We start from the raw sequence: 24,198 nt of genomic DNA, 5'->3' as shown, positions 1-24,198 counted from the left end.
GCACTATGAACGAGTCTGCGTCGGTAGCACCTGTGGACGGGAGCACGGCCGCGGTCCGGAGTGCTCTCACCGAGCATCGCGCACCCGACCGCCTGGTGGTGGCGCGAGGTCTGTTCACGGGACCGACCACCCGGGTGAAGGACGACCTGTACGCCAGGATCGTCAAGGGCCGCGCCCACCGCGAGCGGCACGTCGTGCACCTCGAGAAGGGTGCGACGGTCGACACCGACACCTACTTCGGCCGGTTCGCGGCCAGCTACTACCAGCGCTGGACCACGGTCACCGACGTGACCGTCGGTTTCCGCCACGAGGCCGACGGCCACGCCGTGGTGGCGCTGCGCGGCTCCGATTCGGGCGGCAACTCCCGCATCCTGTCGACGACGGAGATCGACGGCACGGGCACGGCGACGCTGTCCGCGAAACTCGACGCCTACCTCGACGGCGGCTCCCTGTGGGTGGAGTTCACCGCCGTCGACGGCGCCCTCGCCGTGAGCGAACTGGAGTGGACCGTCGCCGCGCCGTCGGTGATCCGTCCCGCCGCGATCGCGATCTGCACGTTCAACCGCGCCGACGACTGCGCCGAGACCGTCGCCGCCATCGCGAACGACCCGACGATGGCGTCCGGCATCGACGCCGTCTACGTCGTCGACCAGGGCAGCGACCACGTGTCGGACCGGGAGAAGTTCACCGAGGTCGCCGAGATCCTGGGCGACAAACTCGTCTACCTGCGGCAGCCGAACCTCGGCGGGGCCGGCGGCTTCACCCGCGGCATGTACGAGGTGTCGGGCATCAACGAGCACGCCAACCTGATCCTGATGGACGACGACATCCTGTGCGAGCCGGAGTCGATCCTGCGGATGAACGCGTTCGCCAACGTCACCACCGAGCCGACGCTCGTCGGGGCGCAGATGCTGTACCTGATGAACCCGGAGCACCTGCACGTCAGCGCGGAGGAAGCGGACCTGTCGAAGCTGAAGGCGGGCCGCTGGGCGGCCGGGTCGCGGCACGACATCAACCTGCTGAAGAAGAAGCAGCACAGGCGCGTCGACGCCGGCTACAACGCGTGGTGGTCGTGCCTGATCCCCGCGGAGGTGGTCGCGCAGATCGGGCTCCCGTTGCCGATGTTCTTCCAGTGGGACGACATCGAGTACGGCATCCGCGCCCGCGCGGCCGGATTCGTCACCGTCACGCTGCCCAATGCCGGTGTGTGGCACGCGGACTTCCACTGGAAGGACCGCGACGACTGGGCCAAATACTTCAGCATCCGCAACTCGCTGATCGCCGCCGCGCTGCACAGTGATTTCGACGCCAAGTCGCTGAGCAAGATGATGACGCGGGAGATCACCCAGTACCTCGTGTCGATGCAGTACGGGTTGGCGTACACCATGATTCGCGGTATCGAGGACTTCCTCGAGGGTCCGAAGGTGCTCGAGGACGGCGGTCAGGCCGTGCTGGCGGCGATCCGGGAGGAGCGCAAGCGGTTCCCGGAAACCGTCAAGCATCCCGCGACGAACATCCCCGGTGTCCGCAACTCCGACCTCGTCACCCGGTACGCCGGTTTCGAGCCGGACAAGAGCAAGATCGACCTCGTCCTCGCCAAGCGTGCGGCGTACCAGTGGCTCGGCCGCACCCAGCACGGTGTCGCGAGTATTCCTGTGGCCGAGGCGCACTGGTGGCACGTGTCGCTGTTCGACACCGCCGTCATCACAGACGCCTCCCAGTCCGGGGTGCGGGTGCGCCGCCGCGACAAGGAGACCGCGCGCGAACTCACCGCCCGGACCGCCAAGCTGATGAAGCGGTTCCGCGAGGATGCGGCGTCGACGCAGCGTCAGTACCGGGATGCGTTGCCGCAGCTCACCAGCCGAGAGAACTGGGCTCGCCTGTACGGTCAGTGACGTTGCCCGGACCGCTGCCGGCCCGCGATGTGCGTGGGCTGTCGCGAGATTCGCTGCTCGTCTTCGCTGTCGGTGTGCTGCTCGGTGCGGCGTGGAGTTGGCGTCCGTCGTTCTGGTACGACGAGGTCGCGACGCTGTATTCGAGTCAGCGGTCCCGGCCGGACCTGTCGAATATGCTCGGCCACATCGACGCCGTGCACGGTCTGTACTACGTCGCGATGCGGTACTGGTTCGCGGTGTTCGGGGCGTCGGAGTTCTCGGCACGGTTCCCGAGCGCCCTCGCCGTGGGCGCCGCGGGTGCGGGTGTGGTGGTGCTCGGTGCGCTGATCTCGACCCGGCGGGTGGCGGTGTTGTCCGGGCTCCTGTTCGTGATCCTGCCCAGCGTAACGTGGGCGGCCGCGGAGGCCCGCGGGTACGCGGCCACGGCGGCGGCCGCGGTGTGGTTGACGGTGATTCTCCTTGCGGCACTGAGACTCCGGCGGTGGTGGCTGTGGGCGCTGTACGCCGCGGGCCTGGTGGTGTCGATCGTGTTGTTCGTCTACCTCGTCACGCTGGTGCCCGCGCACCTGCTGACGCTCCTGCTGCTGCGCGCGGCCCGGCGGTCCTGGCTCGGATGGGCGTCGGCCACCGCCGTCGGGATGGTGGTCGCGGCGCCGTTCGTGGCGCTGGTGCGCCGGGAAGCCGTCCAGGTCGCGTGGATCCCGCCGCTCGACGGCCACCTGCCGCGCGCCGTGGCCGAGTACCAATGGTTCGTCGGTGCACCGTGGTTCGCGGTGCTGTTCGCCGTGCTGGTGGTGGCCGGGGCGGTGGCGCTGGTGCGCGGTCGCCGGTTGCCCCCGGTGCTGTCCGTCACGCTGCCGTGGATCGCGGTGCCGATGGCGCTGCTGCTCGCCTATTCGCTGCTGCGCAGCCCGGTGTATCTCCCGCGGTATTTCACGTTCACGACGCCGGCGGTGGCCCTGATCGGCGGACTCTGCCTGGCCGCGCTGACCCGGAGATGGTGGCAGTGCGCCGCGGTGCTGGCGGTGTTCGCGGTCGCCGCGTCGCCGGGGTACGTCGCCCAGCGCGAGCAGTGGGCGAAACCCAGCGGCATGGACTTCAGCACCGTCAACGTCTTCGCCGGGCAGCACGTCCGGCCCGGGGACTGCGTGCTGTTCGACAAACCGGCGTGGAACCCCACGTCGCTGCGGCTCGTGAAGGACGTGCGGCCCGACGCGTTCGACGGCACCCGCGACATCGGGCTCGGAACTACCGCCGCGAGCCGGGGGTCGCTGTGGGACGACGAACTCGCCGTCCCAGACCTCGCCGGCCCCCTCGGCTCGTGCACCGTGGTCTGGTTCTTCACCGACTACGAACGCGACAGCGAGCGCATCATCCGGCACACGTCCAACGAGGTGTGGACACTGCCGCCGTACCACTTCGAGGACACCGAGGCGTTCGCCGCGCTCGCCCGGTCCGGACTGCGGATCGACGAACGCGCGACATTCAACGTCACCCAGGCGGTGAAGCTGGTGCGGTGATCCGCACGACCACCTGCTCGTGGTTGGCGGTGTAGCTGAGGTACTCGAAATCGACACCGGTGCGGTCGACGAATTCCGTCCACGCCCGGTATTCGTGTTCCTGCCAGCCGGGGAAGTTGAAGAACTCGTCGAACACGATCACCGTGCCCGCGACGAGTCGGTGTTCGAGCCGGTCGAGCACCGACTTCGTCGACGAGTAGAGGTCGGCGTCGAGGTGCACGAACGACACCGGTCCGGGGTGCTTCTCGAGGAAGCCCGACAGCGTGTCCTCGAACAGTCCGGGCACCAACTCCGCGCCCCGCACCTTGGGCAGTTTCTCCTGCGCGAACTCCCCGGCCGGGAAGCCGGTGCGCCACGTCTGCGGCAGCCCGGAGAACACGTCGAACCCGAACACCTCGTGCTCGGCGTCCTTCAACTGTTCGACGATGATCCGGAGCGTCGTGCCCGACGCCACCCCGAATTCGAGGGCCAGCCCCTCGACCTCCACCTGCGACAGTCCGTACCGCAGCGTGTCCTGCGGGTTCCAGAACACGGGCGCCTTCGGCATGTGCTCGAGCACGAACTCCGCGGCCTCCTTCGTGGCCCGCACGTCCAGCGCCTGGGTGATGTCGCGGCGGGCCTGCTGCTCGAGTTCGCCGAGCCGCTGCTGGACGTCGGAGATCTCCATGCGGGCGTCGGACAGCTCGGACAGCACCCGGGCCAGTTCCTGGTTGGTCGCGCTCAGCTCGGCGAGGGTCTGGTCGTGCTGGTTCTCGGTGAGCTCGCGGGACCGCCGGTCGGACTCGGCGACAACCTCGGACATGGCACGTTGAAACTTGAGACGGGCCTTTCTCCGAAGGTCGAACATATCTCCATGTTGCCACCCGCATCCCGGCTCAGGGAGTGAACGGGGATGCGGGGCGGACGCTCGGTCAGTGACCGCGGCTGCGGTACATCTGGCGTTGCCAGCGGGCGATGGTCTTCCACTCACGCTCCCGCTCGGCCCGCAGCCGTGCGTCGCTGCGGGACGCGATCCACCCGTTCTCGCGAATCAGCTTGCGGTAGCTGGCGAGTCTGCGTTCGGGCAATGCGCCGCCGGCCACCGCTTCGAGGACCGCGCAGCCGGGTTCGGTCTCGTGCGAGCAGTCCGCGAACCGGCACTGCGCCGCAAGTTCCTCGATCTCGGGGAACGTCTTGTCGATGCCGTCGGCCGCGTCCCACATGCCGACACCCCGCAGTCCCGGGGTGTCGATCAGGGCGCCGCCGGACGGCAGCGGCAGCAGTTCCCGGTGCGCCGTCGTGTGGCGTCCCTTGTTGTCGCCCTCGCGGACGCGTCCGGTGGCGAGCACGTCCGCGCCGAGCAACGCGTTCGCGAGCGTCGACTTGCCCGCGCCCGACGGTCCGATGAGGGCGACGGTCCCGTCGATCACGGCGGTGAGGATGTCGACGCCGTCGCCGGTGTCGGCGCTCACCGCGACCACGGTCGCGCCCGGCGCCACCGCCGCCACTTCCGCGGTCGCGAGGGAAACGTCCTGCACGGTATCGGATTTGGTGAGCGCGACCACCGGCTGCGCGCCACTCTCCCACGACAGCGCGAGCAGTCGTTCGATGCGCCCGAGATCGAGGGCGGTGTCCAGTGCGGCGGCGATCACCACCGTGTCGACGTTGGCCGCGAGGAGTTGCCCCTCGGACCGGCCGGACGCGGACGACCGGACGATCGCGCTGCGCCGGGGGAACAGATCGGCGACGGCGATGTCGTCGCCGTGCCGGTGAAGTGTCACCCAGTCGCCGGTGCACAGGGTGTGCTCACCGGCGAGGGCGTGGACGACGCCGGCGGGCGCGGCGACGTCGCAGCGCCCGCGGTCCACGCGGATCACCCGGCCGGGCTCGCGGCCGTCGTCGGGGTAGCTGTCGAAGGTGTCGGAAAGAGTGTCGTTCCAGCCGTAGGGCAGGAGGTGTCCAGAATCGAACATGGTGGGTGTGATCCTCGGGTCGATGAGCCGACCGGACCACTGCGCGGGTTCGGTCAGGCGAGGGGGAAGGGGGAGTGGACGCACGCGGCGTCGACCGACGAGACAGTCATCGGACACTCACTCCTTCGCAGCACATCGGGATCTTTCGACCGGAACCCCACGATGCTCCCACCCGGCGGAACCCGGGCGCAACCGAATTTACGGCCGCTCGAACCGCTCCTGACGGCCCAGCTTGCGCAGCCGCATCCACTCCCGCAGACCCTGCGGATCACGCCTCGTGACGAGGAAGTACCACCCGAACCGCACCCATTCCTGCGGCAGCAGCTTCCGCATGCCCGGCTGGGACAGCAGATAGCCGCGGTTGCGGTAGGTGAAGAAGCGTTTCGTCTCGTTGTCCGGGTACTGGGTGTGCATCCGGCCGCCGAGGATCGGTTTGAACTCCTCCGCGCCGTTCGGGTGCACGTACGCCGTCTGCAGGCACGTGCCGAACGGCAGCCCCGACCGCACCAGCCGGCGATGCACCTCCACCTCGTCGCCGCGGACGAACAGCCGCAGGTCGGGGACGCCGACCGTGTCGATCGCCGACGCCCGGAACAGGGCGCCGTTGAACAGCGACGCGATGCCCGGCAGCAGGTCGGCCGAGTCGTCGCCGTCGGTGAACAGTTCGGACCGCAGCCGACGCCACTCGACGCCGCGGCGCAGCGGGAACGCGAGCCGGTCGGGGTCGTCGATGTCACAGACCACGGGGGACACCTCGGCCAGCCCGTGCCGCTGCGCGCAGTCGAGTAGCGTCTCCAGGACCTTCGGCCCCTCGGGCCTGCCGTCGTCGTCGGCGAGCCACACCCAGTCGGCGCCGAGCGAGAGGGCGTACAGAATCCCCAGGGCGAAGCCGCCCGCCCCGCCCAGATTGTGCTGCGACCCGAGGTAGCTGGTGGGGATCCCGGACGACTCGACGAGTGCGCGCACGTCGTCCTCGGCGGCGTTGTCCACGACCACCAGATGGTCCAGCGGACGCGTCTGCGAGCCGAGGACCTTCAGCGACTCCGCCAGCAGTTCCCGGCGTTTGTGGGTGACGACGACGCCGACGATCCGCTCGGCAGCAGCGCTCACGCGGACTCCGCCTCGGCTTCCGCGGCCGTGCGAACGGGACGCTCGTTCGATCCGACGCTACGGGCGTCCCGTTCGGCCGCGCGGGTCAGCCCGGACTTCTCCCGGTCCATCTCGTAGATCACGTGGCGGACGTGGTCGGCGGCGTCGTCGCCCTCGTACGCGCGGACGACGTCCTCGATGCCGCCCTCCTGCCGGATCTGACCGTGGTCGATCCACATGGCCCGGTCGCACAGCTGGGCGAGGAACTCGTTGGAGTGGCTGGCGAACACCAGGATCCCGGACCGCTCCACCAGGGCCTGCAACCGGACGCGCGCCTTCTTCATGAACTCCGCGTCGACGGCGCCGATGCCCTCGTCGAGCAGCAGGATCTCCGGGTCGATGCTGGTGACCACGCCCATCGCGACGCGCACCCGCATGCCGGTGGAGTACGTGCGCAGCGGCATCGACAGGTACTCGCCCAGTTCGGTGAAGTCGGCGATCTCGTCCATCTTCGCGAGCATCTGCTTGCGGGTCTGCCCGAGGAACAGCCCGCGGATGATGATGTTCTCGTAGCCGGAGATCTCGGGGTCCATGCCCACACCGAGGTCGAAGACCGGGGCCACGCGACCGCGGATGCTCGCGCTGCCGCGGGTGGGCTCGTAGATGCCGGACAGCAACCGCAGCAGCGTCGACTTGCCGGCACCGTTGTGGCCGACCAGACCGATCCGGTCGCCTTCCTTCAGCGACAGGTTGATGTCGCGCAGGGCCTCGACCACCACGACGTCCGAGTTGTTGCGACCGATGGATCCGCCGGCCTTGCCGAGGAACGCCTTCTTCAGCGACCGGGACTTGGCGTCGAAGATCGGAAAGTCGACGCAGGCATCCCGCGTCTCGATACTCACATGTTCTGTCATGTCTTCAGACCCCTAAACCCAGTAGGGCACACGGGCCCGGTACTTGCGAAGCGCGAGGATGGCGGCGGTCCAGCCGACGACGGTGATGGCCAGCACGATGTACCAGTGGTACGCCTGCTGGTCCTGCCCGATCATCGGCGCGCGCACGATATCGAGGTAGTGGAACAGCGGGTTCAGCTCGGCGAGCTTGACGCGCTCGGCGGCCTGACCGCCCTGCGCCTCCAGGCTCTGCGTGGTCCACATGATCGGTGTCAGCACGAACAGCAGCAGCGTCATGCTGCCGAGGATCGGCGCGATGTCCCGGTAGCGGGTGGAGAAGATGCCGAACATGATCGACACCCACGCCGCGTTGACGACGATCAGCGCGATCGCCGGGATCGCGGCCAGCGACGTCCAGGTCAGGTGCCGCCACACCCCGAACGCGAACAGCATGATCACGTAGATGACGAGGTTGTGGGCGAACAGCAGCAGTTGCCGCCACACCAGCCGGTACACGTGGACGCTCAGCGCCGACGGCAGCTGTTTGATCAGCCCCTCGTTGGCGATGAACACCTCGGACCCCTCGAGGATGCTCGCGCTGATCAGGTTCCAGACGATCAGACCCACCGTGACGTACGGCAGGAACTCGTCCAGCGGGATGTCCAGCAGGGCCGAGTACAGGATGCCCATCGCCGCGGCTTGCACGCCGGTGGCGATGGTGATCCAGAACGGGCCGATCACCGACCGGCGGTAACGCTGCTTGATGTCCTGCCAGCCGAGGCTCAGCCACAGCTCGCGCTGAGCGAAGCCGTCCCTGAGGTCCTTGAACGCGCGACGGAAGGTCTGCGAGTCGGACGCCGGGAGCGGGCCGCCTGCGGCCTCGGTTTCGATAGCGGATGCTGACACGGGCACCGAGCCTACCGGGAGTCGAGTTCCATGCTGTTTCGCCCGTTGCTACAGGTACTGGCCGGTACCGCTCGACTGCGATCCCGGATCGTTGTTGTGCGGCCCGTGCGGGTTGCCCATGCTGATGCCCGGAGGCAGGGCTCCCTGACGCATCTGCTCGAGCTGGGAGCGGGCCGCCATCTGCTGGGCGAACAGGGCCGTCTGGATACCGTGGAACAGTCCTTCGAGCCACCCCACCAGCTGTGCCTGCGCGATGCGGAGTTCGGCGTCGGTGGGGACGGTGTCGTCGGTGAAGGGCAGCGTGAGGCGTTCGAGTTCGTCGCGCAGTTCGGGGGCCAGGCCCTGCTCGAGTTCGCGGATCGACGACTTGTGGATCTCCTTCAACCGGTTGCGGCTGGCGTCGTCGAGCGGTGCTGCGCGCACCTCCTCGAGGAGTTGCTTGATCATCGTTCCGATGCGCATGACCTTGGCCGGCTGCTCCACCATGTCGGCGATCGACTCGGTGCCGTTCCCGTTCTCGGCGGCGGCGGCTCCCGCGGCGTCGGAGCCCTCGGGCTTGCTCGCCGCCTCGGCGACGGGAATCGCCATGGGCTGACCGTCGGGGCCGATCACGACTACGTGTTCATTCTCCGAGTTCGTCATGCCTCCATCTTGGCTGTTCCTGCGCGGCAGTGCGAAAGTGCGTCCGATTTGGCCCTTTCCATCTTTGTTGCATCTGGCAACAATCGATGGCTGGCTTCGACCGTATTGACTTGGGGTCTTAGAGTGTCGGGCATGGCTTACGACGTTGCCCGCGTTCGGGGACTCATCCCCTCACTCGGCGACGGTTGGATCCATCTCGATCCGCAGGCCGGCATGCAGATTCCGGACGCGGTGTCGCGCACTGTCTCCACGGCCTTCCGGGCTTCTGCCTCTTCGTCGACCGGACGACATGTGTCCAGCCGGCGCAGTGCGGCGGTTCTCGATGCGGCCCGAGCAGCCGTCGCCGACCTGGTCGGAGGCGATCCCGCCGGGGTCGTGCTCGGACCCGACCGATCCGTTCTCCTGGCCTGGCTGGCGGAGTCGCTGAGCACGCGACTCGGTCTCGGAACCGGGCTCGTGCTCTCCCGCCTCGACGAGGAAGCGAACGTGGCCCCCTGGTTGCGCGTGGCCAGCCGCTACGGCGCCCAGGTGCGATGGGCGGAGGTCGAGATCGAGACCTGCGAACTCCCCAGCTGGCAGTTCCAGGACCTCATCACCACCACGACGCGCCTGGTCGCACTCACCGCCGCCTCCCCGATCGTCGGCTCGGCGCCCGACGTCCGCGTCGCCTCGGACCGCGTCCACGAAGTCGGCGGACTGATGGTCGTCGACGCGATCGGCGCCGCCCCCTACGCGCACGTCGACATCAACGAACTCGGTGCGGACGTCGTCGCCGTCGGCGCCACCTCCTGGGGCGGACCGCAGGTCGGGGCACTCGTCTTCCGCGACCCGTCGCTCCTCGACCGCATCCCGGCCGTGTCGCTCAACCCGTATGCGCGGGGTGTCGAACGTCTCGAGGTCGGGGTGCACCAGTTCGCGCTCCTCGCCGGCCTCACCACGTCGATCGACTTCCTCGCGAACCTCGACGAGTCGGCCACCGGTTCCCGGCGCGAGAAGCTCGAGGCGTCCATCAGCTCGCTGCAGAACTACCAGGACACCCTGTTCGACCACCTCATGTCCTCGCTGAAGCGGCTACCGCAGGTGATGGTCATCGGCCGGTCGCCGAGTCGGGTTCCGACGCTCAGCTTCACCGTCGCCGGAGTCTCGGCCGACAAGGTCGCGTCGCACCTCGCCGACAAGCGCATCGCCACCGTCAGCGGCGTCCACGGCGGCTCCCGGCTGCTCGACGCCCTGGGTGTCAACGACGAGGGCGGCGCCGTCACCATCGGTCTCGCGCCGTACACCACCCGCTACGAGATCGACCAGCTCGTCAACGAGCTCGCCACCCTGGGCTGAGCCCGCCCGATGTGACATTCGTTTCGTCGGGACGAATGTCACACCGGACTGTCACACCGGACGAGGCGTCAGTTCCGCGGGATCGTCAGGATCACCTTGCCGACGGTGTCCGCGGAGTCGAGCAGTTCGTGTCCGCGCGGAGCCTCGGTGATGGGTAGTTCGGCCGAGACGACGGGCTGGACCGCGCCCTCCGCGATCAGCGGCCACAGCCGCTTGCGGACGTCGGCGACGATGTCGGCCTTGCCCTCGCGACCCGACTCGGGGCGCCCCCGTAGTCCGGCGGCCGTCACGTGGGCGCGTTTGGCCAGCACCTTGCCCAGGTCCAGTTCGCCCTTGCGGCCGCCCTGCATGCCGATCACGACGAGCCGGCCGTCGGCGGCGAGCGCGTCGACATTGCGGTCCAGGTAGGCGCCGCCCATGTTGTCGAGGATCACGTCGGCGCCGTGTCCGTCCGTCGCCTTGCGGATCTCGTCGACGAAATCGGCTTCGCGGTAGTTGACGAGGATGTCGGCGCCGAGTTCGCGGCAGCGCGCCAATTTCTCCTCGGATCCGGCGGTGACGGCCACGCGGGCCCCCAGCGCGACGCCCACCTGGATGGCGTGGGTGCCGATGCCGCCGCCACCGCCGTGCACCAGCAGCACGTCGCCGCGGGACAGTCCGGCGCCCATCACGACGTTCGCCCACACCGTGCACGCGACCTCCGGCAGCGACGCCGCGACGAGCAGATCGACGCCCTCGGGCAGCGGCAGAAGCTGCGAGGCGGGGACGGCCACCTTCTCCGCGTAGCCGCCGCCGGCCAGCAGCGCACACACCTGGTCGCCGACGGACCAGCCGGACACTCCCTCGCCGAGTTCGGCGATCGTGCCGGAGCATTCGAGCCCGAGGATGTCGCTGGCCCCGGGCGGCGGCGGATAGAACCCCTGACGCTGCAACAGGTCGGCGCGGTTGACGGCCGTCGCGGCGACGTCGAGGAGAACGTGACCGGGGGGAAGTTCCGGGTCCGGCTGCTCGGCCCACGTCATGACTTCGGGGCCGCCCGGCTGGTCGATCGTGATCGCATACATAGGAACGACGCTAGCGAAACGCACCCGCGTCCGGTGCCCGCGACCGGTCCAATCGACCGCTCGGCCTCTTCGGCCACCGCACGCTACTGGAAAGTAATGTCGGACTACTAGAATGTGAACCTGTGACAGCAGAAACCTCCGACGCCGAAGCCGCAACCAACTGGTTGACGGCGGCCGAGATGCGCGCCTGGCGCGGATACATGGACGGCAACCAGCGGCTGATGGACGTCCTCAACCGGGATCTGCAGGAGAAACACGACCTCTCCCTCGCGGACTACCGGATTCTGGTGCTGCTGTCCGAGTCGCCGGACGGTTCGCTGCGCATGAGCGACCTCGCGGACGGCGTCCTCTCCTCCCGCAGCCGCCTCACCCACCAGATCCGGCGGATGGAAGCGCAGGGCATGGTCACCCGCGACACCTGCCTCGAGGACGGCCGCGGGGTGCTCGCCGTCATCACCGACGAAGGTCGCGCCCGGCTCGCCGACGCGGCCCCCACCCACGTGGCCGGCGTGCGCAGCAACCTCGTCGATCTGCTCACCAAGTCTCAGCTCAAGGTTCTCGCCGAGGTGTTCGAACGCGTCGACAAGGCCATCGGCGACCGCTGACCGGTTGCCCGATGCCGCCACCGTACCGATAAGATCGCCCACGGAAGCGTGGCAGAGCGGCCGAATGCACTCGCCTTGAAAGCGAGCGTGGCGTTAAACCCACCGGGGGTTCAAATCCCTCCGCTTCCGCGGAGTGAAAAGGCTCTGATGTGGCGCTGGACGCCAGGTCAGAGCCTTTTTCGTTGCGGTGACCAGTGAGGGTCAGTCGGCCCGTGCCCACGTTTTGCCCACACTTGCCGCGGATCGAGCCTGATCGAACATTGGACGGGATTGGAGCAACGAGCTCTAATGGCGTTGACGTGGTTGTCGGATCTGAGGACACTTGGGTTGACACAGTTGACCCGAAAGGGGATCACATGGACACCCTGGTCGAGCAGGAACGCAAGCTCATGGCCCTTCTCACCCGCCGCGTCCACGAGACGTTCACCGACGCGCGCGCGGCCGGCGTCCCCGCCGAGGTCTTCGACGATGTCGAATCGATCGCCGCGTCGATGGCCGCGGCACTGCCCACCACCCACGTCTACGACTTACTGGTGGGCCCGTTCTACGACACCGGCGGCCTGACCCGGTGGTGGGGCATCAGCCGCCAAGCGGTCAACAAGGCTGTCGCCGCAGGCACCGTGATCGCCTGCCGGCTCGACGACGGCCAGTGGGTCTACCCGACGTGGCAGTTCACGGACGCGAGAACGGTGCATCCGCACCTGATCGCCCTGTGGAAGGCTCTGCGCACAGCCGCCGACCCGTGGACCTGCGCGGTCTGGCTGCGCAGCCCGCAGCCCGAACTCGGCGACCGCACTGCGGTCGACTGGGTCACCACCGGCCGCTCGGTCGAGGAGCCGCTAGCGCTGGCTCGGGCCGACGCGGAGCGGTGGGCCGCGTGAGCCGAGACTCCGTTGCCCTCCGCCCTCCGGCCCGTCCACTGCAGCATTTCCCCGGTTGCGAGCTCACCGCGGCGCAGGCGCTGCACCGCGGACACAACAAGGGGAACGGTCCGTGGTGGTTCTCCTCCTCCGGCGGCGGCCGGTTCGATCTGACACCGCCACGGGGCACCTGCTACCTCGCGCTCGACGAGCTCACCGCGATCCGGGAGACCGTCGGGGCGGCGCTGGCGGCGACCGGGATCATCAGCGAGGACTTCGCCGCATTACGCCAGCTGTCGACCCTGGTCGTGCCTCACGCACACCGCGTGGCCGACACCTGCGCGGAGGCGGCCGCGGATTTCGGTCTGACCCGAGAACTGTCGTCCATGACCCCCTACTCGGTGCCGCAGGAATGGGCCGCCGCGTTCGAGGCCGTCAGCTTCACCGGCCTGCGGTACCAGACCCGCTTCACCACCGGCCCGAGCGCCAACGCAGTGGCGCTGTTCGGGGAGGCGGGTGAGGCGGACTGGCCGACCGACCCGAGTTCCGAGCCGCTCACGGTGGCCGCTCGCCGGCACGGCTTCACCGTCGCACGCCCGCCGCGGTCGGTGCGCATCGTATCGCCGCCGACTTCAGGTCAAGGCCTGAGCGAACTGTGAACCTCGGCGATCGCGAGGCATCGACGGACCCGGTCAGGATGGGCTTGGGCGTAGCGCGACAGTGCTGACCACTTCGCCGAGGTGTCGGCGAGGTCGAAGCGGTGGGGTCGACGATGTCCATGACGTACTCGCTGTCACCGTCCTCGTGCCGGAAGCTCGTACACCATGTTCGGCACGCTGTTCGCGCCGTTGTAGGCATCGCCGGCCTCTGCTGTACCGAGCACCGCCGCCGGCGCGAGAGTCCAGATGAAAGCACCTTCGTCCTTGCAGGTCGAATGTCAAAGTTCAGGCAGATTTGACGTTGGTTGGACTTTCGGCCGCCGGAGTGGTCGGGACGGGATAAGTGAATTCGCCCGCGCCCCCGCCGGTGGATACCGAAACCGGACATGCTGCAGATTCTCGAGCAGCACTGCCCCGACCTGGTTTCACTCCAGGTCGGGGCTGCTGTCGTTTCTACTTCTTCTGCGGCTTCGGCTGTTTCGGTGGCAGTTCGGCGACCTCGGCGAGCGCGCGTTCGATCCACGGGGTGGCGAGGTCCGGGGTGTCCCGCCACCGGTCGGGCAGAGCCAGGTATTCGCGCATCGGCTTCTCACCCGGGCCGAATCCGCCGACGCCGTCGGTGGACGCCAGTTCAGCTTTCGCCTGCTCGTTCAGGAGCCGCACCCCGACGCTCGGCCCGAGCAGTCCGGCGAACATGTTGCCGTTGACGAACGCGCCGAGGTTGCCGAACATCGGCTTCACCTCGACGCCGGGGGTGTCGGGGATCAGCGAGCGGAAGAACTGCTTGTCCTCATCGGACGGTTTCGGCATCTTCACGCTACTGATCCTGACGTTCCTCGGGCGTCATGATGCTGAACGTCGCGCCCTGCGGGTCGGCGACACCGGCCATGCGGCCGACGGTGGGGATGTCCATCGCTTCTTCGACGATCGTGCCGCCGAGTTCGACGACCTTGGCGGCGCTCGCGTCCACGTTCTCGACGGCGAAGTACACCCGCCAGTGATTGGGGGTGCCGGGCGTCATCGGCTGACCGCAGCCCCCGACCTGATCCTCACCCACCTCCAGCAAGTGGTACGTGTACTCCGGCCCCATGGACATCGTCGACGACGTGATCCCGAAGACGCTGTTGTAGAACGCGAGTGCCTTGTCGACGTCGCCGGTGTTCAGTTCGTTCCACAGGCACGCGCCCGGGTCGCCGACGAGCGAGGCCCCGATGTGCCTGTTCGCCTGCCACAGTCCGACGGCCGCTCCGGTGGGGTCGGTGACGAAGGACATGCGGCCGGCGTCCGAGATGTCGAACGCCGGCATCAGCACCTGGCCGCCGGCGCCGGGGACCTTCGCGACCGTCGCGTCGACGTCGTCGACCGCGATGTAGGTGTTCCAATTCGCAGGCGCCCCCGCCTTCGCGGCGTCGGGCGGCAGTGGCGCGATGGCGGCGACGTTCTCGCCGCGCACCGTGGCCATCGAGTAGACGGGGCCCTCGGGCATCGGCCGGTCGTCGTATTCCCAGCCGAGCAGTTCCGAATAGAACTTCTTGGCCGCGTCCTGATCGCTGGTTTGGAGGTCTACCCAGCTCGGTGTTCCCTGGGCGTATTCCGACTTGTTGGGCATGACTGGACCTTTCCGTGTGAGGTGTCAGGCCGCCGGGACGGGGTGGCGGCCGGTGTAGGCGATGAGCCGGGTCACAGCGTCGCTGGTGTGCTCGACGGGTAGGGGGTCGTCGAACCCGACTGCCTTCCTGCCTTCGGGCGAGATGATCTTGTGTGTCAACGCCAGCACGTATTCGGCGAGCGGCTCCGATACTGCCACGTCACCACCGGTCGCCGCCGCGAAATCCCAGGCGTGAACCAGGAATTCGATCGACAGGATCCCCGCTGCGACGGTCGCGGGGAAACTGTTCGTCCCGAGCGTCACGGTTCCGTCGACGCCGCGATTGCGCCACGCCTCCAGCGCGGGCTGGGCGAGGTCGGCGATTCTGGCCTCGACGGGTTTGCCGGGGTCGTCGTCGAACGTCGCGCCCGCCGCGCCGCCGAGGGAGGTGATCGAACCGACGAGATGATCGGCGAGCTGCGAGACGGTGAACTCGGTGCACGGCGTCTGCTTGGACATGTCGTCGGCCGTGACGCCGCGGAGGACGCGTTGCACGACGGCCAATGTCGCCTCGGCGCTGGACAGTTCGTCGAGTGGGTCCGGTGCGGCCGCCCAGTCGTCGGGCCCGGCGTCGCTCGTCTGCGCGGCGGCGACGAGCCGGTCGAGGTAATGGTTCCAGCCCTCCGCGTGGCGGGCGGCCTGTTCGGCGTTCAGCCCGTCGTGCACGAGGCGCACCTCGGTGCCGCCGGCGGTCGGGGTGAGAGTGACCGTCACGGTGGACGATCCGGGTGGGAGTTCGTCGTCACCTTCCCAGCCCCACCCGAACACCACCCGCTGTCCGGGCACGACCTCCCGGAAGGTGCCCGCCGCCGAGTGTCCGGGAACCACGGTCCACCGGTATTCGCCGCCGGCCTGCAGGTCGACGCGGGCCGCGACGGTCTGCCACCGCCGCAATCGGTCCGGTCTGGTGACGAGATCGAACGTGGCGTCCGGGTCCAGCGGGACGACGACGGTCTTGTCGAATGGCATCAGCTGTCTCCTTTGGATCCTGCTTCGTCGGTGGCGTCCGCGACGAGGCGGTCGAGTTCGTCGATCCAGAAGGAGTCGAACAACGTGCGGAGCTGTGCGAGTCCCTGAGGATCGAGCCGGTAGTACCTGAAGCGTCCGTCCTTGCGCGCGGTGACCAGCCCGGCCTCGGTGAGCACCCGGAGATGTTGCGAGATCGCAGACCGGCTCGCGGGGAAGTGTGCGGCGAGGTTGTTGACGGTCTGTTCACCTGCGGTCAGCAGTTGCATGAGGCGTCTCCGGGTGGGCTCAGCTGCGACTTCCAACTGATCGAGCACGACCAATACGTTAGTCGTGACTAACGCGTTGTGCAATGGGTCTCGCCGCCGACGCCGCGAGGTGGGAGAATTCTTGGCGACGAGGGAGTGAAAAATGACAACGTCAAGCCCCTGGCCCACGATTCACCAAGAACGCCGCGCCCTGGTGGACGACCTCGAACCGCTGACCGACACTCAGTGGTCGACGCCGTCGCTCTGCGAGCGGTGGACAGTGCGGGACGTGTTCGCGCACATGACGGCGACGGAGAAGATGACGCCGCCGAAATTCGTCGGAAAGCTCGTCGGGTCGGGATTTCGGATCAACACCATGTTCGAGAAGGACATCGCACACGAAGAGGAAGGAACACCGGCGGAGGCGCTCGACGAGTTCCGGGCGCACATGGCCGACTCCACCCACCCGCCGGGCCCGATCGACGCCATGCTGGGCGAGATGATCGTCCACGGCGAGGACATCCGCCGGCCGCTCGGCATCACGCACGAGTACCCGATGGACGCCGTCGTCCGGGTCGCCGACTTCTACAAGAATTCGAACCTGCTGATCGGGTCGAAGTCGCGGGTCGCCGGGCTGACGCTGCGGGCCACCGACACCGACTGGACCACCGGATCGGGACCCGAGGTCTCCGGCCCGATGCTGGCGCTCGTGCTGGCGATGACGGGTCGCGGCGCCTCGCTCGACGAACTCGGCGGAGACGGCTTGGACAAGCTGAAGTCGGCGCTGTCCAAGTAGCGGTCCTCCGAGCGAACCGTGGTGACTACAACGTGATCACGGTGGAGCACACAGGTGTCACAAACCCTCTAAGCTCTTGTTGACCGGACGCATTTTGTACTGTGCAATCGGGGTCCACACAGTCCGGGGAAGAGGGTTTACCTTATGCGTCGCGAAGCAATGGCTGCTGTCGGTCTGGCAGTGTCACTGACCCTCCTGGGGCCGGCGTTCACTGCTGTGGCCGATCCGGTGCCTGCTCCGGTCGCGCCCCAGGGCCACGGCGTCGCGAGCGTCGACAAGATCGTCCCGCTCACCGACACCCGTAGCGCCGTCTTCATCAATTCCCCCGCCATGGGCCGTGTCGTCCAGGTGCAGGTCCTGCATCCCGCCGGTGGCGGCTCGCGGCCGTCGCTGTATCTGCTCGACGGCGTCAGTGCGGGCGCCGAGTCGGACTTCCGCGAAAGCACGTGGACGCAGAAGACGGACGTCGTCCAGTTCTTCGCCGACAAGAACGTCAACGTGGTGCTCCCGGTGGGGGGCACGGCCAGCTACTACACCGACTGGCTGCAGCCCGACCCCACGCTGGGAATCAACAAGTGGGAGACGTTCCTGGCCGACGAACTCCCGCCGATCATCGACAAGAACTTCAGCGGCAACGGCGTCAACGCCGTCGCCGGTGTGTCGATGGGCGCGATGGGCGCCGCCAACCTCGTCACCAGGCACCCGCAGCTCTACCGCGGACTCGCGGCCTACAGCGGATGCCTCGACAACTCGAACCCCAGCTCGCGTGACTCGGTCCGCGGCACGGTCGCGTTCAAGGGCGGGAACCCGGCCAACATGTGGGGTCCCGACACCGATCCCGCCTGGACCGCGCACGATCCGTCGGTGAACGCCGAAGCGCTGCGCGGCAAGCAGATCTACATCTCCACCGGCAACGGGCTTCCCGGACCGTACGAGATCACCGGAGACATCGCGTCGACCATCGCGGTCGGCGGTCCCCTCGAGGCGGCGGCGAACCTCTGCACGCAGACGTTCCAGCGGCGCCTGACCCAGCTCGCGATCCCGGCGACGTTCACCTACCGCAACTTCGGCACGCATTCGTGGCCGTACTGGCAGGACGAACTGCGCACGTCGTGGCCGGTCCTGAAGAGCGCGCTCGGCGTTTGACCAGCGTTCCTAACCGACCACGGTGATCCGGTCGATGTTCGGGGCCGTGACCGGTGAATTCGCTCCCAGATACGTCGTGAGGGCGTCGAGGTCGCAGCCGGCGTGCACCGCCTCGATGCGGGTGCGGAACGCATCGAAGCCGTCGCCGCCGTCGGCGAGGAACTTGTTGACCGCCACCCGGTAGGGGCGCGCGGGGTCGACGGGTTCGCCGTTCACCCGGAGGTCCGAGATGCGTTCGCCGACGATCGCCGAGCGGTTCAGGGCGTACGTCAGCGAACGCGACGGCGCCAGGATCCGTTCCGTGACCGTGCCGTCGCCGCGGGGCTGGAACTGCTGCTCCAGGGCGGCCTTCAGCACCGCGCCGGTGACGGTCAGGACCTCGAGGGTGTTGCCGAACGGCTGAGCGGCGTACGTCTGCCCGTAGGTGACGGCCCCGTCGACGCCCCGCAGTAGGTCTTCGCGGAGTCCGCCGGGGTTGGTGAGCGCCACCTGGGCGCCGTACCCGGACCCGGCGGCCAGCTGGGCGTCGGCGACGACGTTTCCGAGGGTCGATTCACCGCTGGCGGCCTCGTCGCGGGTGAGGTCGCCGGACAGCGACGCCACCCGCGCCGCACCGATCCGGGACGCCTGGGCGGTGGCGCTGTCGGCGAGTGCCTGGACGTCGGGGTCGGGCGGGATGTCGTGGGTGACGACCTGATTGAACGCGGACGCGCGGTCGCGCAGGACGTCCCGGGTGGTGCGGTCGATCGACACGTCGACCACGGAGACGATGCGGCCGTGGGACGCGCCCTGCATCATGACGCGCGGGTTCCCCATCGGGTCGGGAAACGAGCAGTTGTACTGCTGGTGGCTGTCGGCCGTGAAGATGACGTCGACCTTCGGGGACGCCCGCAGCGCGAGGTCGCGTGCCGGTCCCGACGTCACCTCGCACGAGTTCGGGCCGTTGTCGGCGACGGGTTCGGCTCCCTTGTGCAGCAGCAGCACGATGGCCCGCACGCCGAAGAAGTCGAGGAGATCCGCGGTCCGGTCGACGGCCGCGAGCTCGTCCGTGAAACGCAGCCCGCCCACGCCCTCCGGTGTCACCATCGTGGCGGTGTCGGCGGGCATGGTCGCGATGACCCCGACCGGGATGCCCTCCACGTAGTCGACGGTGAACGGCAGTGTCGCGGGCGCGCCGTCGTCGAACTCCATGTTCGCGGCGAGGAGCGGGAAGTTCGCGCCCGCGAACGTGTTTCCGAACCGGCAGCCGTCGACGGGATGGCAGCCGCCGGTCTGCATCCGCCGGAACTCCGTGTATCCCTCGTCGAGTTCGTGATTGCCGATCGCGGACGCGTCGACGCCCATCTCGTTGAGCAGTTGCACGGTCGGTTCGTCGTGGAACATCGCGGATTCGAGCGCCGACGACCCCCAGTTGTCGCCCACCGAATACAGCAGTGAACGGGTGGCCTGCCCGCGCAGCTGGGCGACGTAGGCGGCCAGGTAGGCGGCGCCGCCGGCCGGGACCAGCGAACCGTCGGCGTGCTTGACCTGGCTGCGGACGCCGGGCGGCGGTTCGAGACTGCCGTGGAGGTCGTTGAAGGCGAGGAGCCGCACGGAGACCGCCGAATCCTGGGCCTGCGCCGACAGCCCCGACGTCACCGAGATCGCCAGCGTCGTCGCCAGTCCGGCCGCCAGCACGGCGGTGCGGAGCGCGGTGCGGCGACGCATGGACGGTCTCCCTTCGGCAAAACCTCACTGAGTCTGCCAACAAGGAGTCACGGGCGTTGTACCCGTGGGTAACGTTTACATCTCGAGCGTTACGCCCGGACGGCGACGTTCGCGATCGAGCGCGCCTCGGTGCTCGTCGCGAACGCAAGGAACGCGTCGTTCTCCTCTGGATCGCCGATCGTGATCCGCACCCCGTCGTCGCCGTACGGGCGCAGCACGACACCGGCCTCGGCGCTGGCCGCACCGAACGCTCCGGAGCGGGTGCCCAGCGGGAGGTAGACGAAGTTGGCGGCGGATTCGGGCACCTCGTATCCGGCGGCGAGAAGGGCGTCGCGCACCCGGCCCCGCTCGGCGACGACGCCGTCCGTGCGTGCCAGCAGTTCACCGGACGCGGCCAGCGACGCGATGGCGGCGGCCTGCGCGACGGCATTGACCGTGAACGCGATGTGGACCTTGCTCAGCGCGGTGACGACCGCGGGATCGGCGATCGCGTATCCCACGCGGAGACCCGCCAGGCCGTACGCCTTGGAGAACGTGCGCAGCACCACCACGTTCGGGTACCGGCGGAACAGGTCGAGACCGTCGGCGCCCGACCGGTTGTACTCGAAGTAGGCCTCGTCGAGGGCGACGACCACGCGGTCGGGCACGGCGTCGAGGAACCGCTCGAGCTCATCCGTGCTCAGGGCGGGCCCGGTCGGATTGTTGGGGGTGCAGACGAAGATCAGTCGGGTGCGGTCGGTGACGGCGGCCGCCATCGCATCGAGGTCGTGCCGGTAGTCGGGGGTGAGGGGCACCGTGACAGGGACCGCGCCCGCCACGCTGGTGACCACGGGGTACGCCTCGAACGAGCGCCACGCGAACATGACTTCGTCGCCGTCGTTGCAGGTGGCGTGGACGAGTTCCTGGCACAGGCTCACGGATCCGGCCCCGACGGCGATGTTCGCAGCGGTTACCCCGAAGTGGTCGGCGAGGGCCGCGATCAGCGCGACGTGACCGTTGTCCGGGTACCGGTTCGCGTTGGCGGCGGCGTCCGCGATGGCGTCGCGCACGCTCGGCAGCGGTCCCAGCGTGGTCTCGTTGCTGGCCAGCTTGATCGCGCCGGGATAGCTCTTGCCGGGAACGTATGCCGTGATCGAGTCGAGGTCTGCCCTGGTTCGCGGAGTCACCAGGCGATTATGCGCCTCCCGATCCACTGCGCCGACGCCCCCTTCGTGCCAAGGTAGGGACATGTCGGGATTCTTCAGGGACAGTGCAGCCCTGCGGACGTCCGGAGACGCGCCCGTAGACCCGCAGAGGCGCGTTCCGCTCACCGCGGTGGAACCGGACGGTCCGGCGCGGGGCGGGATCGTGATCCTGCACGAGTCGCGCACGTTCAGTGACGCTCTCCTCGATCTGATGCGTTCGCTCGCGATGGAGGGCTGGGTGACGGTGGCGCCGCACCTCTTCCACCGGGAGCCGGCGACCAGCGACGTCGAGGTGTTCGGCGACGCCCTGTTCGCCGACTTCGACGCCACCTTCGACTGGCTGATCGCGCGGGGGATCTACGCCGACTGCGTGGGGGTGCTCGGTTTCGACGACGCCGGGACCGCGGCCCTGCTCGTCGCCACCACCCGTCCCGTGGGTGCCGCCGTGAGTGTCGCCGCCCGCGGGATCGTCGAACCGCTGTCGGAGGACGCGCCCGCGCTGGTGCACGCGGCGCCCGGGCTGAAGGCGCCCTGGCTCGGTCTGTACGGGGAGGACGATCCGTACACACCGCCCGATCAGGTCGAGATGCTCCGCGACGCCACCGCCAAGTCCGACGTCGCGGGACTCGTCGTGAGTTACGCCGGGCTCGCGCACCGGGCCGACGAACCGCCCCAGGTGCTCGACGGCCGGGACGACGACCCGGGCGCGCAGGCCATCGTCGACGCGCAGCGGCGGATCTTCGACTGGTTCGACAGCAACCTGCGTTAGACCGGCCATTCCTGCGCGCTGACCAGCCGTTTTGCCTTTGTGGTGGAAAGGTGTGTAATCTTTCGCACCGGCGGTCCGAAGGGATCGGAACCACCCCAGGGAGGCGTGCCAGAGCGGCCGAATGGGACTCACTGCTAATGAGTTGTCCCTTTTACGAGGGACCGGAGGTTCAAATCCTCTCGCCTCCGCCACACCGGGCCTAGACGGCCGGTGAGAGTTAGACAAGTTCGACAACTGAAGAACATGCGCCCGTAGCTCAACGGATAGAGCACTTGACTACGGATCAAGAGGTTAGGGGTTCGAATCCCTTCGGGCGCACAAAGAAGCCCCGTCGACTGCAGTGATGCAGGCGGCGGGGCTTCTCTTTGTCGCCGGTCCGTCGGGCCGGAAGGTCACGACGTTCGCGTGCTCGATTCGAGGCCGATGGTGGTGGTCGTCGAACCGAGACCGATGCGCGGCCAGCCGGCGGTGACCGAGATGAAGCCCGACGCCGGGATCGCGTCGAGCCAGTAGTGCGGCTCCGTCCGGTACTCGGGGGGCCCGCTCCCGCACGGCTTCGACGCCGCCGCCGGGTGGTAGGGGTCGGCCTCACCTTCGATGTCGTCGACGCGCGCCCGCACCGACAGGTAGGACCACCGCGTCGAGGGATCGTCGGGGTCGGACAGCGAGCGGGTCTCGTACTGCGCCAGCTCCGCGGGCCTGCCCGTGGCGGTCAGGGCCATCCGGAGCTGGAGGCCGTCCGGGAATGCCACGATCTCGAACAGCTCGAGCGTGAGGTGGTCTTCGGCCGTGAGGAGCAGGGGGCCGTGCACCCGGTGTCCTCCGGTGGTGGGTGGTGCTACTGCCGGCCAACGCGGTCTGCGCATGACCTCTATGATCCCACCGATCCGAATGCAGATGCAATGGTGGACAACGAAGTTCATGCCGTGTAGGGGCCGGCTCAGCTGGTGGGCGGGACGAACTCCGGCTGGTCGAGGAGCCGGAGCCAGGTTCCGTCCGGCTGCCTGCGGACGACCTGCGCCCGCGCGCCGGATCCGTCCTTCGGCGGGGTGGACGTGAGCGCGATGTCGTCACTGATCAGGGTGGGGAGCGGCGTCTCGGGTTCGAAGTGCGGCGCGTTCGCGAGCACCGACTCCCACAGCTTCCGGATGGCGGCCCGGCCGACCGTCCGGCTGCCGGGCGGGTACGCCATGACGGCGTTCTCCTCATAGAGGGCGGCGACTCCGGCCGCGTCGCCTGCGTTGCTGCGCTCGACGAACAGTCGGGTGAGGTCTTCGGGGTGCTGGGCCTTCTCGTAGTCGGTCACCGGGAATCCTTTCGTGGGTGAACTGCTGTCCCTTTCCAGGGTGGTGCCGCCGCAACCGGAAGTCCAACAGATAGTTCTGCTGAATACTAGAATCATTGCTTATGGAACTGAGGCAGCTCGAGTATTTCGTCGCGGTCGCCGAGGAAGCGAACTTCACCCGCGCCGCGGAACGCGTCCACATCAGCCAGTCGGGAATCAGCGCGCAGATCCGGCAACTCGAGCACGACCTCGGCGCCACGCTGATCGACCGGTCCAGCCGGACGGCGACGCTCACGTCGGCGGGGGAGGCGGCGCTGCTGCACGCCCGCGCGGCCCTCGCCTCGGCCGACGCGATGCGGCAGGCCGTCGACGACGTCAACCAGCTGATCCGCGGCAGGCTCGTCGTCGGGATGGTCACCGCGTGCACGATCAAGCCGCTGTTCGACGCGCTGTCCGCGTTCCACGTCGCGCACCCCGGGATCGAGATCACGCTGACGGAGGACAGCTCCGACCGCCTCGTCGAACGTGTCCGCGCCGGTGCGATCGATCTCGCTCTCGTCGCCACCTCGACCGCCCCGCCGGAAGGGCTGGACGCCTTCCCGATCATCAGCGAGGGGCTGGTCGCCGCGGTGTCGCCGGATCACCCGCTGGCCGGGCAGTCGCGAGTCACGCTCGCCGAACTCGGCGACCATTCGATCGTCTGTATGCCGACCGGAACGGGCATCCGGACGGTGTTCGACGAGGCGTGTGCGGCCGCCGGCCTGCGTCCCGACATCGCCCTGCAGGCGAGCGCACCCGACGCCGTCGCCGACCTCGCGATCCGCGGGCTGGGGGTCGCGATCCTCAGCGAGTCGATGGCCACCGACTACCGGGGCCGCTTGACGGCGGTCGCCCTCGACGGCGTCGACATCCCGGCCGTGCTCGCGCTGGTCTGGAAGAGCCTCGGAGGTCCCGCGCTCCGCGAACTCGTCCGGCACACCCGCCGCTCCTTCGGGGACGTGCAGACCGCGTCCGCCGCCGCCGGGTGAC

25 protein-coding genes and 3 tRNA genes are annotated in these 24,198 nt (G+C 68.5%); 13 read left to right on the top strand and 15 right to left on the bottom strand.

All coding sequences use genetic code 11. The features are described from left to right. The first annotated feature begins 5 nt into the window (after positions 1-5). Together JWS13_RS22505 and JWS13_RS22500 are read left to right on the top strand one after the other, a co-directional pair. Positions 6-1,895, top strand: a complete 1,890-nt coding sequence (locus JWS13_RS22505; RefSeq protein ID WP_206007534.1) for a glycosyltransferase — start codon at positions 6-8, stop codon at positions 1,893-1,895. Continuing rightward, the gene (locus tag JWS13_RS22500; RefSeq protein WP_206007533.1) at positions 1,892-3,415 is read left to right on the top strand and encodes a glycosyltransferase family 39 protein; all 1,524 of its coding nucleotides are present in this window, start codon (positions 1,892-1,894) and stop codon (positions 3,413-3,415) included. The genes JWS13_RS22505 and JWS13_RS22500 overlap by 4 nt, the downstream gene beginning before the upstream one ends. On the opposite strand, the gene JWS13_RS22495 is transcribed toward JWS13_RS22500, so the two are convergent. The 6 genes from JWS13_RS22495 to JWS13_RS22470 form a co-directional block, all read right to left on the bottom strand. Beyond that, entirely contained in the window at positions 3,387-4,262 is an 876-nt protein-coding gene (locus JWS13_RS22495; RefSeq protein WP_206007532.1) for a class I SAM-dependent methyltransferase, read from the bottom strand. The two genes, JWS13_RS22500 and JWS13_RS22495, sit on opposite strands and share 29 nt — an antisense overlap. Positions 4,263-4,326: 64 nt before the next feature. After that, positions 4,327-5,367: a ribosome small subunit-dependent GTPase A gene (gene rsgA / locus JWS13_RS22490; protein ID WP_206007531.1), complete on the bottom strand. Its 1,041-nt coding sequence runs from the start codon at positions 5,365-5,367 to the stop codon at positions 4,327-4,329. A 198-nt stretch (positions 5,368-5,565) separates the two neighbouring features. Continuing rightward, on the bottom strand, positions 5,566-6,477 hold the full coding sequence (gene glfT1, locus JWS13_RS22485) for a galactofuranosyltransferase GlfT1 (protein WP_206007530.1): 912 nt from the start codon (positions 6,475-6,477) through the stop codon (positions 5,566-5,568). After that, positions 6,474-7,370: a galactan export ABC transporter ATP-binding subunit Wzt/RfbE gene (gene wzt / locus JWS13_RS22480; protein ID WP_124394231.1), complete on the bottom strand. Its 897-nt coding sequence runs from the start codon at positions 7,368-7,370 to the stop codon at positions 6,474-6,476. The genes glfT1 and wzt overlap by 4 nt, the downstream gene beginning before the upstream one ends. A gap of 12 nt (positions 7,371-7,382) precedes the next feature. Next, the gene (gene wzm, locus JWS13_RS22475) at positions 7,383-8,255 is read right to left on the bottom strand and encodes a galactan export ABC transporter permease subunit Wzm/RfbD (RefSeq protein ID WP_124394232.1); all 873 of its coding nucleotides are present in this window, start codon (positions 8,253-8,255) and stop codon (positions 7,383-7,385) included. Positions 8,256-8,303: 48 nt separating this feature from the next. Then, positions 8,304-8,897 (bottom strand): bacterial proteasome activator family protein, encoded by a 594-nt coding sequence (locus JWS13_RS22470; protein WP_124394233.1) that lies wholly within the window; start codon positions 8,895-8,897, stop codon positions 8,304-8,306. Between the two features lie 132 nt (positions 8,898-9,029). Between JWS13_RS22470 and JWS13_RS22465 the strand changes: the two genes are divergently transcribed. After that, positions 9,030-10,232, top strand: coding sequence for a cysteine desulfurase-like protein (locus tag JWS13_RS22465; RefSeq protein ID WP_012691164.1), 1,203 nt, complete (start codon positions 9,030-9,032; stop codon positions 10,230-10,232). Between the two features lie 68 nt (positions 10,233-10,300). Here the strand turns inward: JWS13_RS22465 and JWS13_RS22460 are convergent, their stop codons facing one another. Further along, positions 10,301-11,296, bottom strand: coding sequence for an NAD(P)H-quinone oxidoreductase (locus JWS13_RS22460; RefSeq protein WP_206007529.1), 996 nt, complete (start codon positions 11,294-11,296; stop codon positions 10,301-10,303). A 122-nt stretch (positions 11,297-11,418) separates the two neighbouring features. Here JWS13_RS22460 and JWS13_RS22455 point away from each other — a divergent pair, with 122 nt between their 5' ends. The 4 genes from JWS13_RS22455 (at position 11,419) to JWS13_RS22440 (ending at position 13,420) form a co-directional block, all read left to right on the top strand. Further along, positions 11,419-11,901, top strand: coding sequence for a MarR family winged helix-turn-helix transcriptional regulator (locus JWS13_RS22455; RefSeq protein ID WP_087561581.1), 483 nt, complete (start codon positions 11,419-11,421; stop codon positions 11,899-11,901). Between the two features lie 42 nt (positions 11,902-11,943). Further along, a tRNA-Ser gene (locus tag JWS13_RS22450) sits at positions 11,944-12,030 on the top strand. A 227-nt stretch (positions 12,031-12,257) separates the two neighbouring features. After that, complete coding sequence (locus JWS13_RS22445) at positions 12,258-12,782, top strand: hypothetical protein (protein WP_206007528.1); 525 nt, start codon at positions 12,258-12,260, stop codon at positions 12,780-12,782. Then, complete coding sequence (locus JWS13_RS22440; protein WP_206007527.1) at positions 12,779-13,420, top strand: RES family NAD+ phosphorylase; 642 nt, start codon at positions 12,779-12,781, stop codon at positions 13,418-13,420. The genes JWS13_RS22445 and JWS13_RS22440 overlap by 4 nt, the downstream gene beginning before the upstream one ends. Before the next feature lie 453 nt (positions 13,421-13,873). Here JWS13_RS22440 and JWS13_RS22435 read toward each other — a convergent pair whose 3' ends face one another. Genes JWS13_RS22435 through JWS13_RS46475 form a run of 4 tightly spaced genes read right to left on the bottom strand, consistent with a single transcriptional unit; the run spans position 13,874 to position 16,351 of the window. After that, on the bottom strand, positions 13,874-14,236 hold the full coding sequence (locus JWS13_RS22435) for a TfoX/Sxy family protein (RefSeq protein WP_206007526.1): 363 nt from the start codon (positions 14,234-14,236) through the stop codon (positions 13,874-13,876). A gap of 1 nt (position 14,237) precedes the next feature. Continuing rightward, a complete protein-coding gene (locus JWS13_RS22430; protein ID WP_206007525.1) occupies positions 14,238-15,029 on the bottom strand; it encodes a VOC family protein in 792 nt (263 codons plus the stop codon). A gap of 24 nt (positions 15,030-15,053) precedes the next feature. Next, a complete protein-coding gene (locus JWS13_RS22425) occupies positions 15,054-16,037 on the bottom strand; it encodes a TIGR03086 family metal-binding protein (protein WP_206007524.1) in 984 nt (327 codons plus the stop codon). Beyond that, positions 16,037-16,351 (bottom strand): ArsR/SmtB family transcription factor, encoded by a 315-nt coding sequence (locus JWS13_RS46475; RefSeq protein WP_225858314.1) that lies wholly within the window; start codon positions 16,349-16,351, stop codon positions 16,037-16,039. Before JWS13_RS46475 ends, JWS13_RS22425 begins: the two co-directional genes overlap by 1 nt. Positions 16,352-16,445: 94 nt before the next feature. On the opposite strand from JWS13_RS46475, the gene JWS13_RS22415 reads away from it, so the two are divergent. Both JWS13_RS22415 and JWS13_RS22410 read left to right on the top strand, forming a co-directional pair. Beyond that, on the top strand, positions 16,446-17,078 hold the full coding sequence (locus JWS13_RS22415) for a maleylpyruvate isomerase family mycothiol-dependent enzyme (RefSeq protein WP_206007523.1): 633 nt from the start codon (positions 16,446-16,448) through the stop codon (positions 17,076-17,078). 144 nt (positions 17,079-17,222) lie between these two features. Beyond that, a complete protein-coding gene (locus tag JWS13_RS22410) occupies positions 17,223-18,224 on the top strand; it encodes an alpha/beta hydrolase (protein ID WP_206007522.1) in 1,002 nt (333 codons plus the stop codon). Between the two features lie 9 nt (positions 18,225-18,233). On the opposite strand, the gene JWS13_RS22405 is transcribed toward JWS13_RS22410, so the two are convergent. Together JWS13_RS22405 and hisC are read right to left on the bottom strand one after the other, a co-directional pair. Continuing rightward, the gene (locus tag JWS13_RS22405; RefSeq protein WP_206007521.1) at positions 18,234-19,931 is read right to left on the bottom strand and encodes a bifunctional metallophosphatase/5'-nucleotidase; all 1,698 of its coding nucleotides are present in this window, start codon (positions 19,929-19,931) and stop codon (positions 18,234-18,236) included. 89 nt (positions 19,932-20,020) lie between these two features. Then, the gene (hisC, locus tag JWS13_RS22400; RefSeq protein WP_206007520.1) at positions 20,021-21,097 is read right to left on the bottom strand and encodes a histidinol-phosphate transaminase; all 1,077 of its coding nucleotides are present in this window, start codon (positions 21,095-21,097) and stop codon (positions 20,021-20,023) included. A 61-nt stretch (positions 21,098-21,158) separates the two neighbouring features. Here hisC and JWS13_RS22395 point away from each other — a divergent pair, with 61 nt between their 5' ends. The 3 genes from JWS13_RS22395 to JWS13_RS22385 all read left to right on the top strand — a co-directional run bounded on the left by JWS13_RS22395 (position 21,159) and on the right by JWS13_RS22385 (position 22,202). Then, on the top strand, positions 21,159-21,884 hold the full coding sequence (locus JWS13_RS22395; RefSeq protein ID WP_206007519.1) for a dienelactone hydrolase family protein: 726 nt from the start codon (positions 21,159-21,161) through the stop codon (positions 21,882-21,884). Between the two features lie 99 nt (positions 21,885-21,983). After that, positions 21,984-22,075: transfer RNA gene (locus JWS13_RS22390), tRNA-Ser, on the top strand. Between the two features lie 54 nt (positions 22,076-22,129). After that, a tRNA-Arg gene (locus JWS13_RS22385) sits at positions 22,130-22,202 on the top strand. A 74-nt stretch (positions 22,203-22,276) separates the two neighbouring features. Here the strand turns inward: JWS13_RS22385 and JWS13_RS22380 are convergent. Next, entirely contained in the window at positions 22,277-22,750 is a 474-nt protein-coding gene (locus tag JWS13_RS22380) for a hypothetical protein (protein ID WP_087561568.1), read from the bottom strand. A gap of 74 nt (positions 22,751-22,824) precedes the next feature. Next, positions 22,825-23,190 carry a YybH family protein gene (locus tag JWS13_RS22375; RefSeq protein ID WP_160096199.1) on the bottom strand — a complete coding sequence of 122 codons (366 nt, stop codon included), beginning with the start codon at positions 23,188-23,190 and terminating at the stop codon, positions 22,825-22,827. Positions 23,191-23,291: 101 nt separating this feature from the next. Between JWS13_RS22375 and JWS13_RS22370 the strand changes: the two genes are divergently transcribed. Then, positions 23,292-24,197 (top strand): LysR family transcriptional regulator, encoded by a 906-nt coding sequence (locus JWS13_RS22370; protein WP_206007518.1) that lies wholly within the window; start codon positions 23,292-23,294, stop codon positions 24,195-24,197. Position 24,198: the final 1 nt, after the last annotated feature.

This window comes from Rhodococcus pseudokoreensis (genome assembly GCF_017068395.1).
GTDB classification, from domain to species: domain Bacteria; phylum Actinomycetota; class Actinomycetes; order Mycobacteriales; family Mycobacteriaceae; genus Rhodococcus_F; species Rhodococcus_F pseudokoreensis.
This window is presented reverse-complemented; position numbering and strand designations above follow the sequence as displayed.

Coding starts and splice junctions, on each gene's coding strand:
- JWS13_RS22505 (WP_206007534.1), top strand. CDS start 6: ATGAACGAGTCTGCGTCGGTAGCACCTGTGGACGGGAGCACGGCCGCG.
- JWS13_RS22495 (WP_206007532.1), bottom strand. CDS start 4,262: ATGTTCGACCTTCGGAGAAAGGCCCGTCTCAAGTTTCAACGTGCCATG.
- rsgA (WP_206007531.1), bottom strand. CDS start 5,367: ATGTTCGATTCTGGACACCTCCTGCCCTACGGCTGGAACGACACTCTT.
- wzt (WP_124394231.1), bottom strand. CDS start 7,370: ATGACAGAACATGTGAGTATCGAGACGCGGGATGCCTGCGTCGACTTT.
- JWS13_RS22470 (WP_124394233.1), bottom strand. CDS start 8,897: ATGACGAACTCGGAGAATGAACACGTAGTCGTGATCGGCCCCGACGGT.
- JWS13_RS22465 (WP_012691164.1), top strand. CDS start 9,030: ATGGCTTACGACGTTGCCCGCGTTCGGGGACTCATCCCCTCACTCGGC.
- JWS13_RS22460 (WP_206007529.1), bottom strand. CDS start 11,296: ATGTATGCGATCACGATCGACCAGCCGGGCGGCCCCGAAGTCATGACG.
- JWS13_RS22445 (WP_206007528.1), top strand. CDS start 12,258: ATGGACACCCTGGTCGAGCAGGAACGCAAGCTCATGGCCCTTCTCACC.
- JWS13_RS22430 (WP_206007525.1), bottom strand. CDS start 15,029: ATGCCCAACAAGTCGGAATACGCCCAGGGAACACCGAGCTGGGTAGAC.
- JWS13_RS22425 (WP_206007524.1), bottom strand. CDS start 16,037: ATGCCATTCGACAAGACCGTCGTCGTCCCGCTGGACCCGGACGCCACG.
- JWS13_RS22415 (WP_206007523.1), top strand. CDS start 16,446: ATGACAACGTCAAGCCCCTGGCCCACGATTCACCAAGAACGCCGCGCC.
- JWS13_RS22410 (WP_206007522.1), top strand. CDS start 17,223: ATGCGTCGCGAAGCAATGGCTGCTGTCGGTCTGGCAGTGTCACTGACC.
- JWS13_RS22405 (WP_206007521.1), bottom strand. CDS start 19,931: ATGCGTCGCCGCACCGCGCTCCGCACCGCCGTGCTGGCGGCCGGACTG.
- JWS13_RS22395 (WP_206007519.1), top strand. CDS start 21,159: ATGTCGGGATTCTTCAGGGACAGTGCAGCCCTGCGGACGTCCGGAGAC.
- JWS13_RS22380 (WP_087561568.1), bottom strand. CDS start 22,750: ATGCGCAGACCGCGTTGGCCGGCAGTAGCACCACCCACCACCGGAGGA.
- JWS13_RS22370 (WP_206007518.1), top strand. CDS start 23,292: ATGGAACTGAGGCAGCTCGAGTATTTCGTCGCGGTCGCCGAGGAAGCG.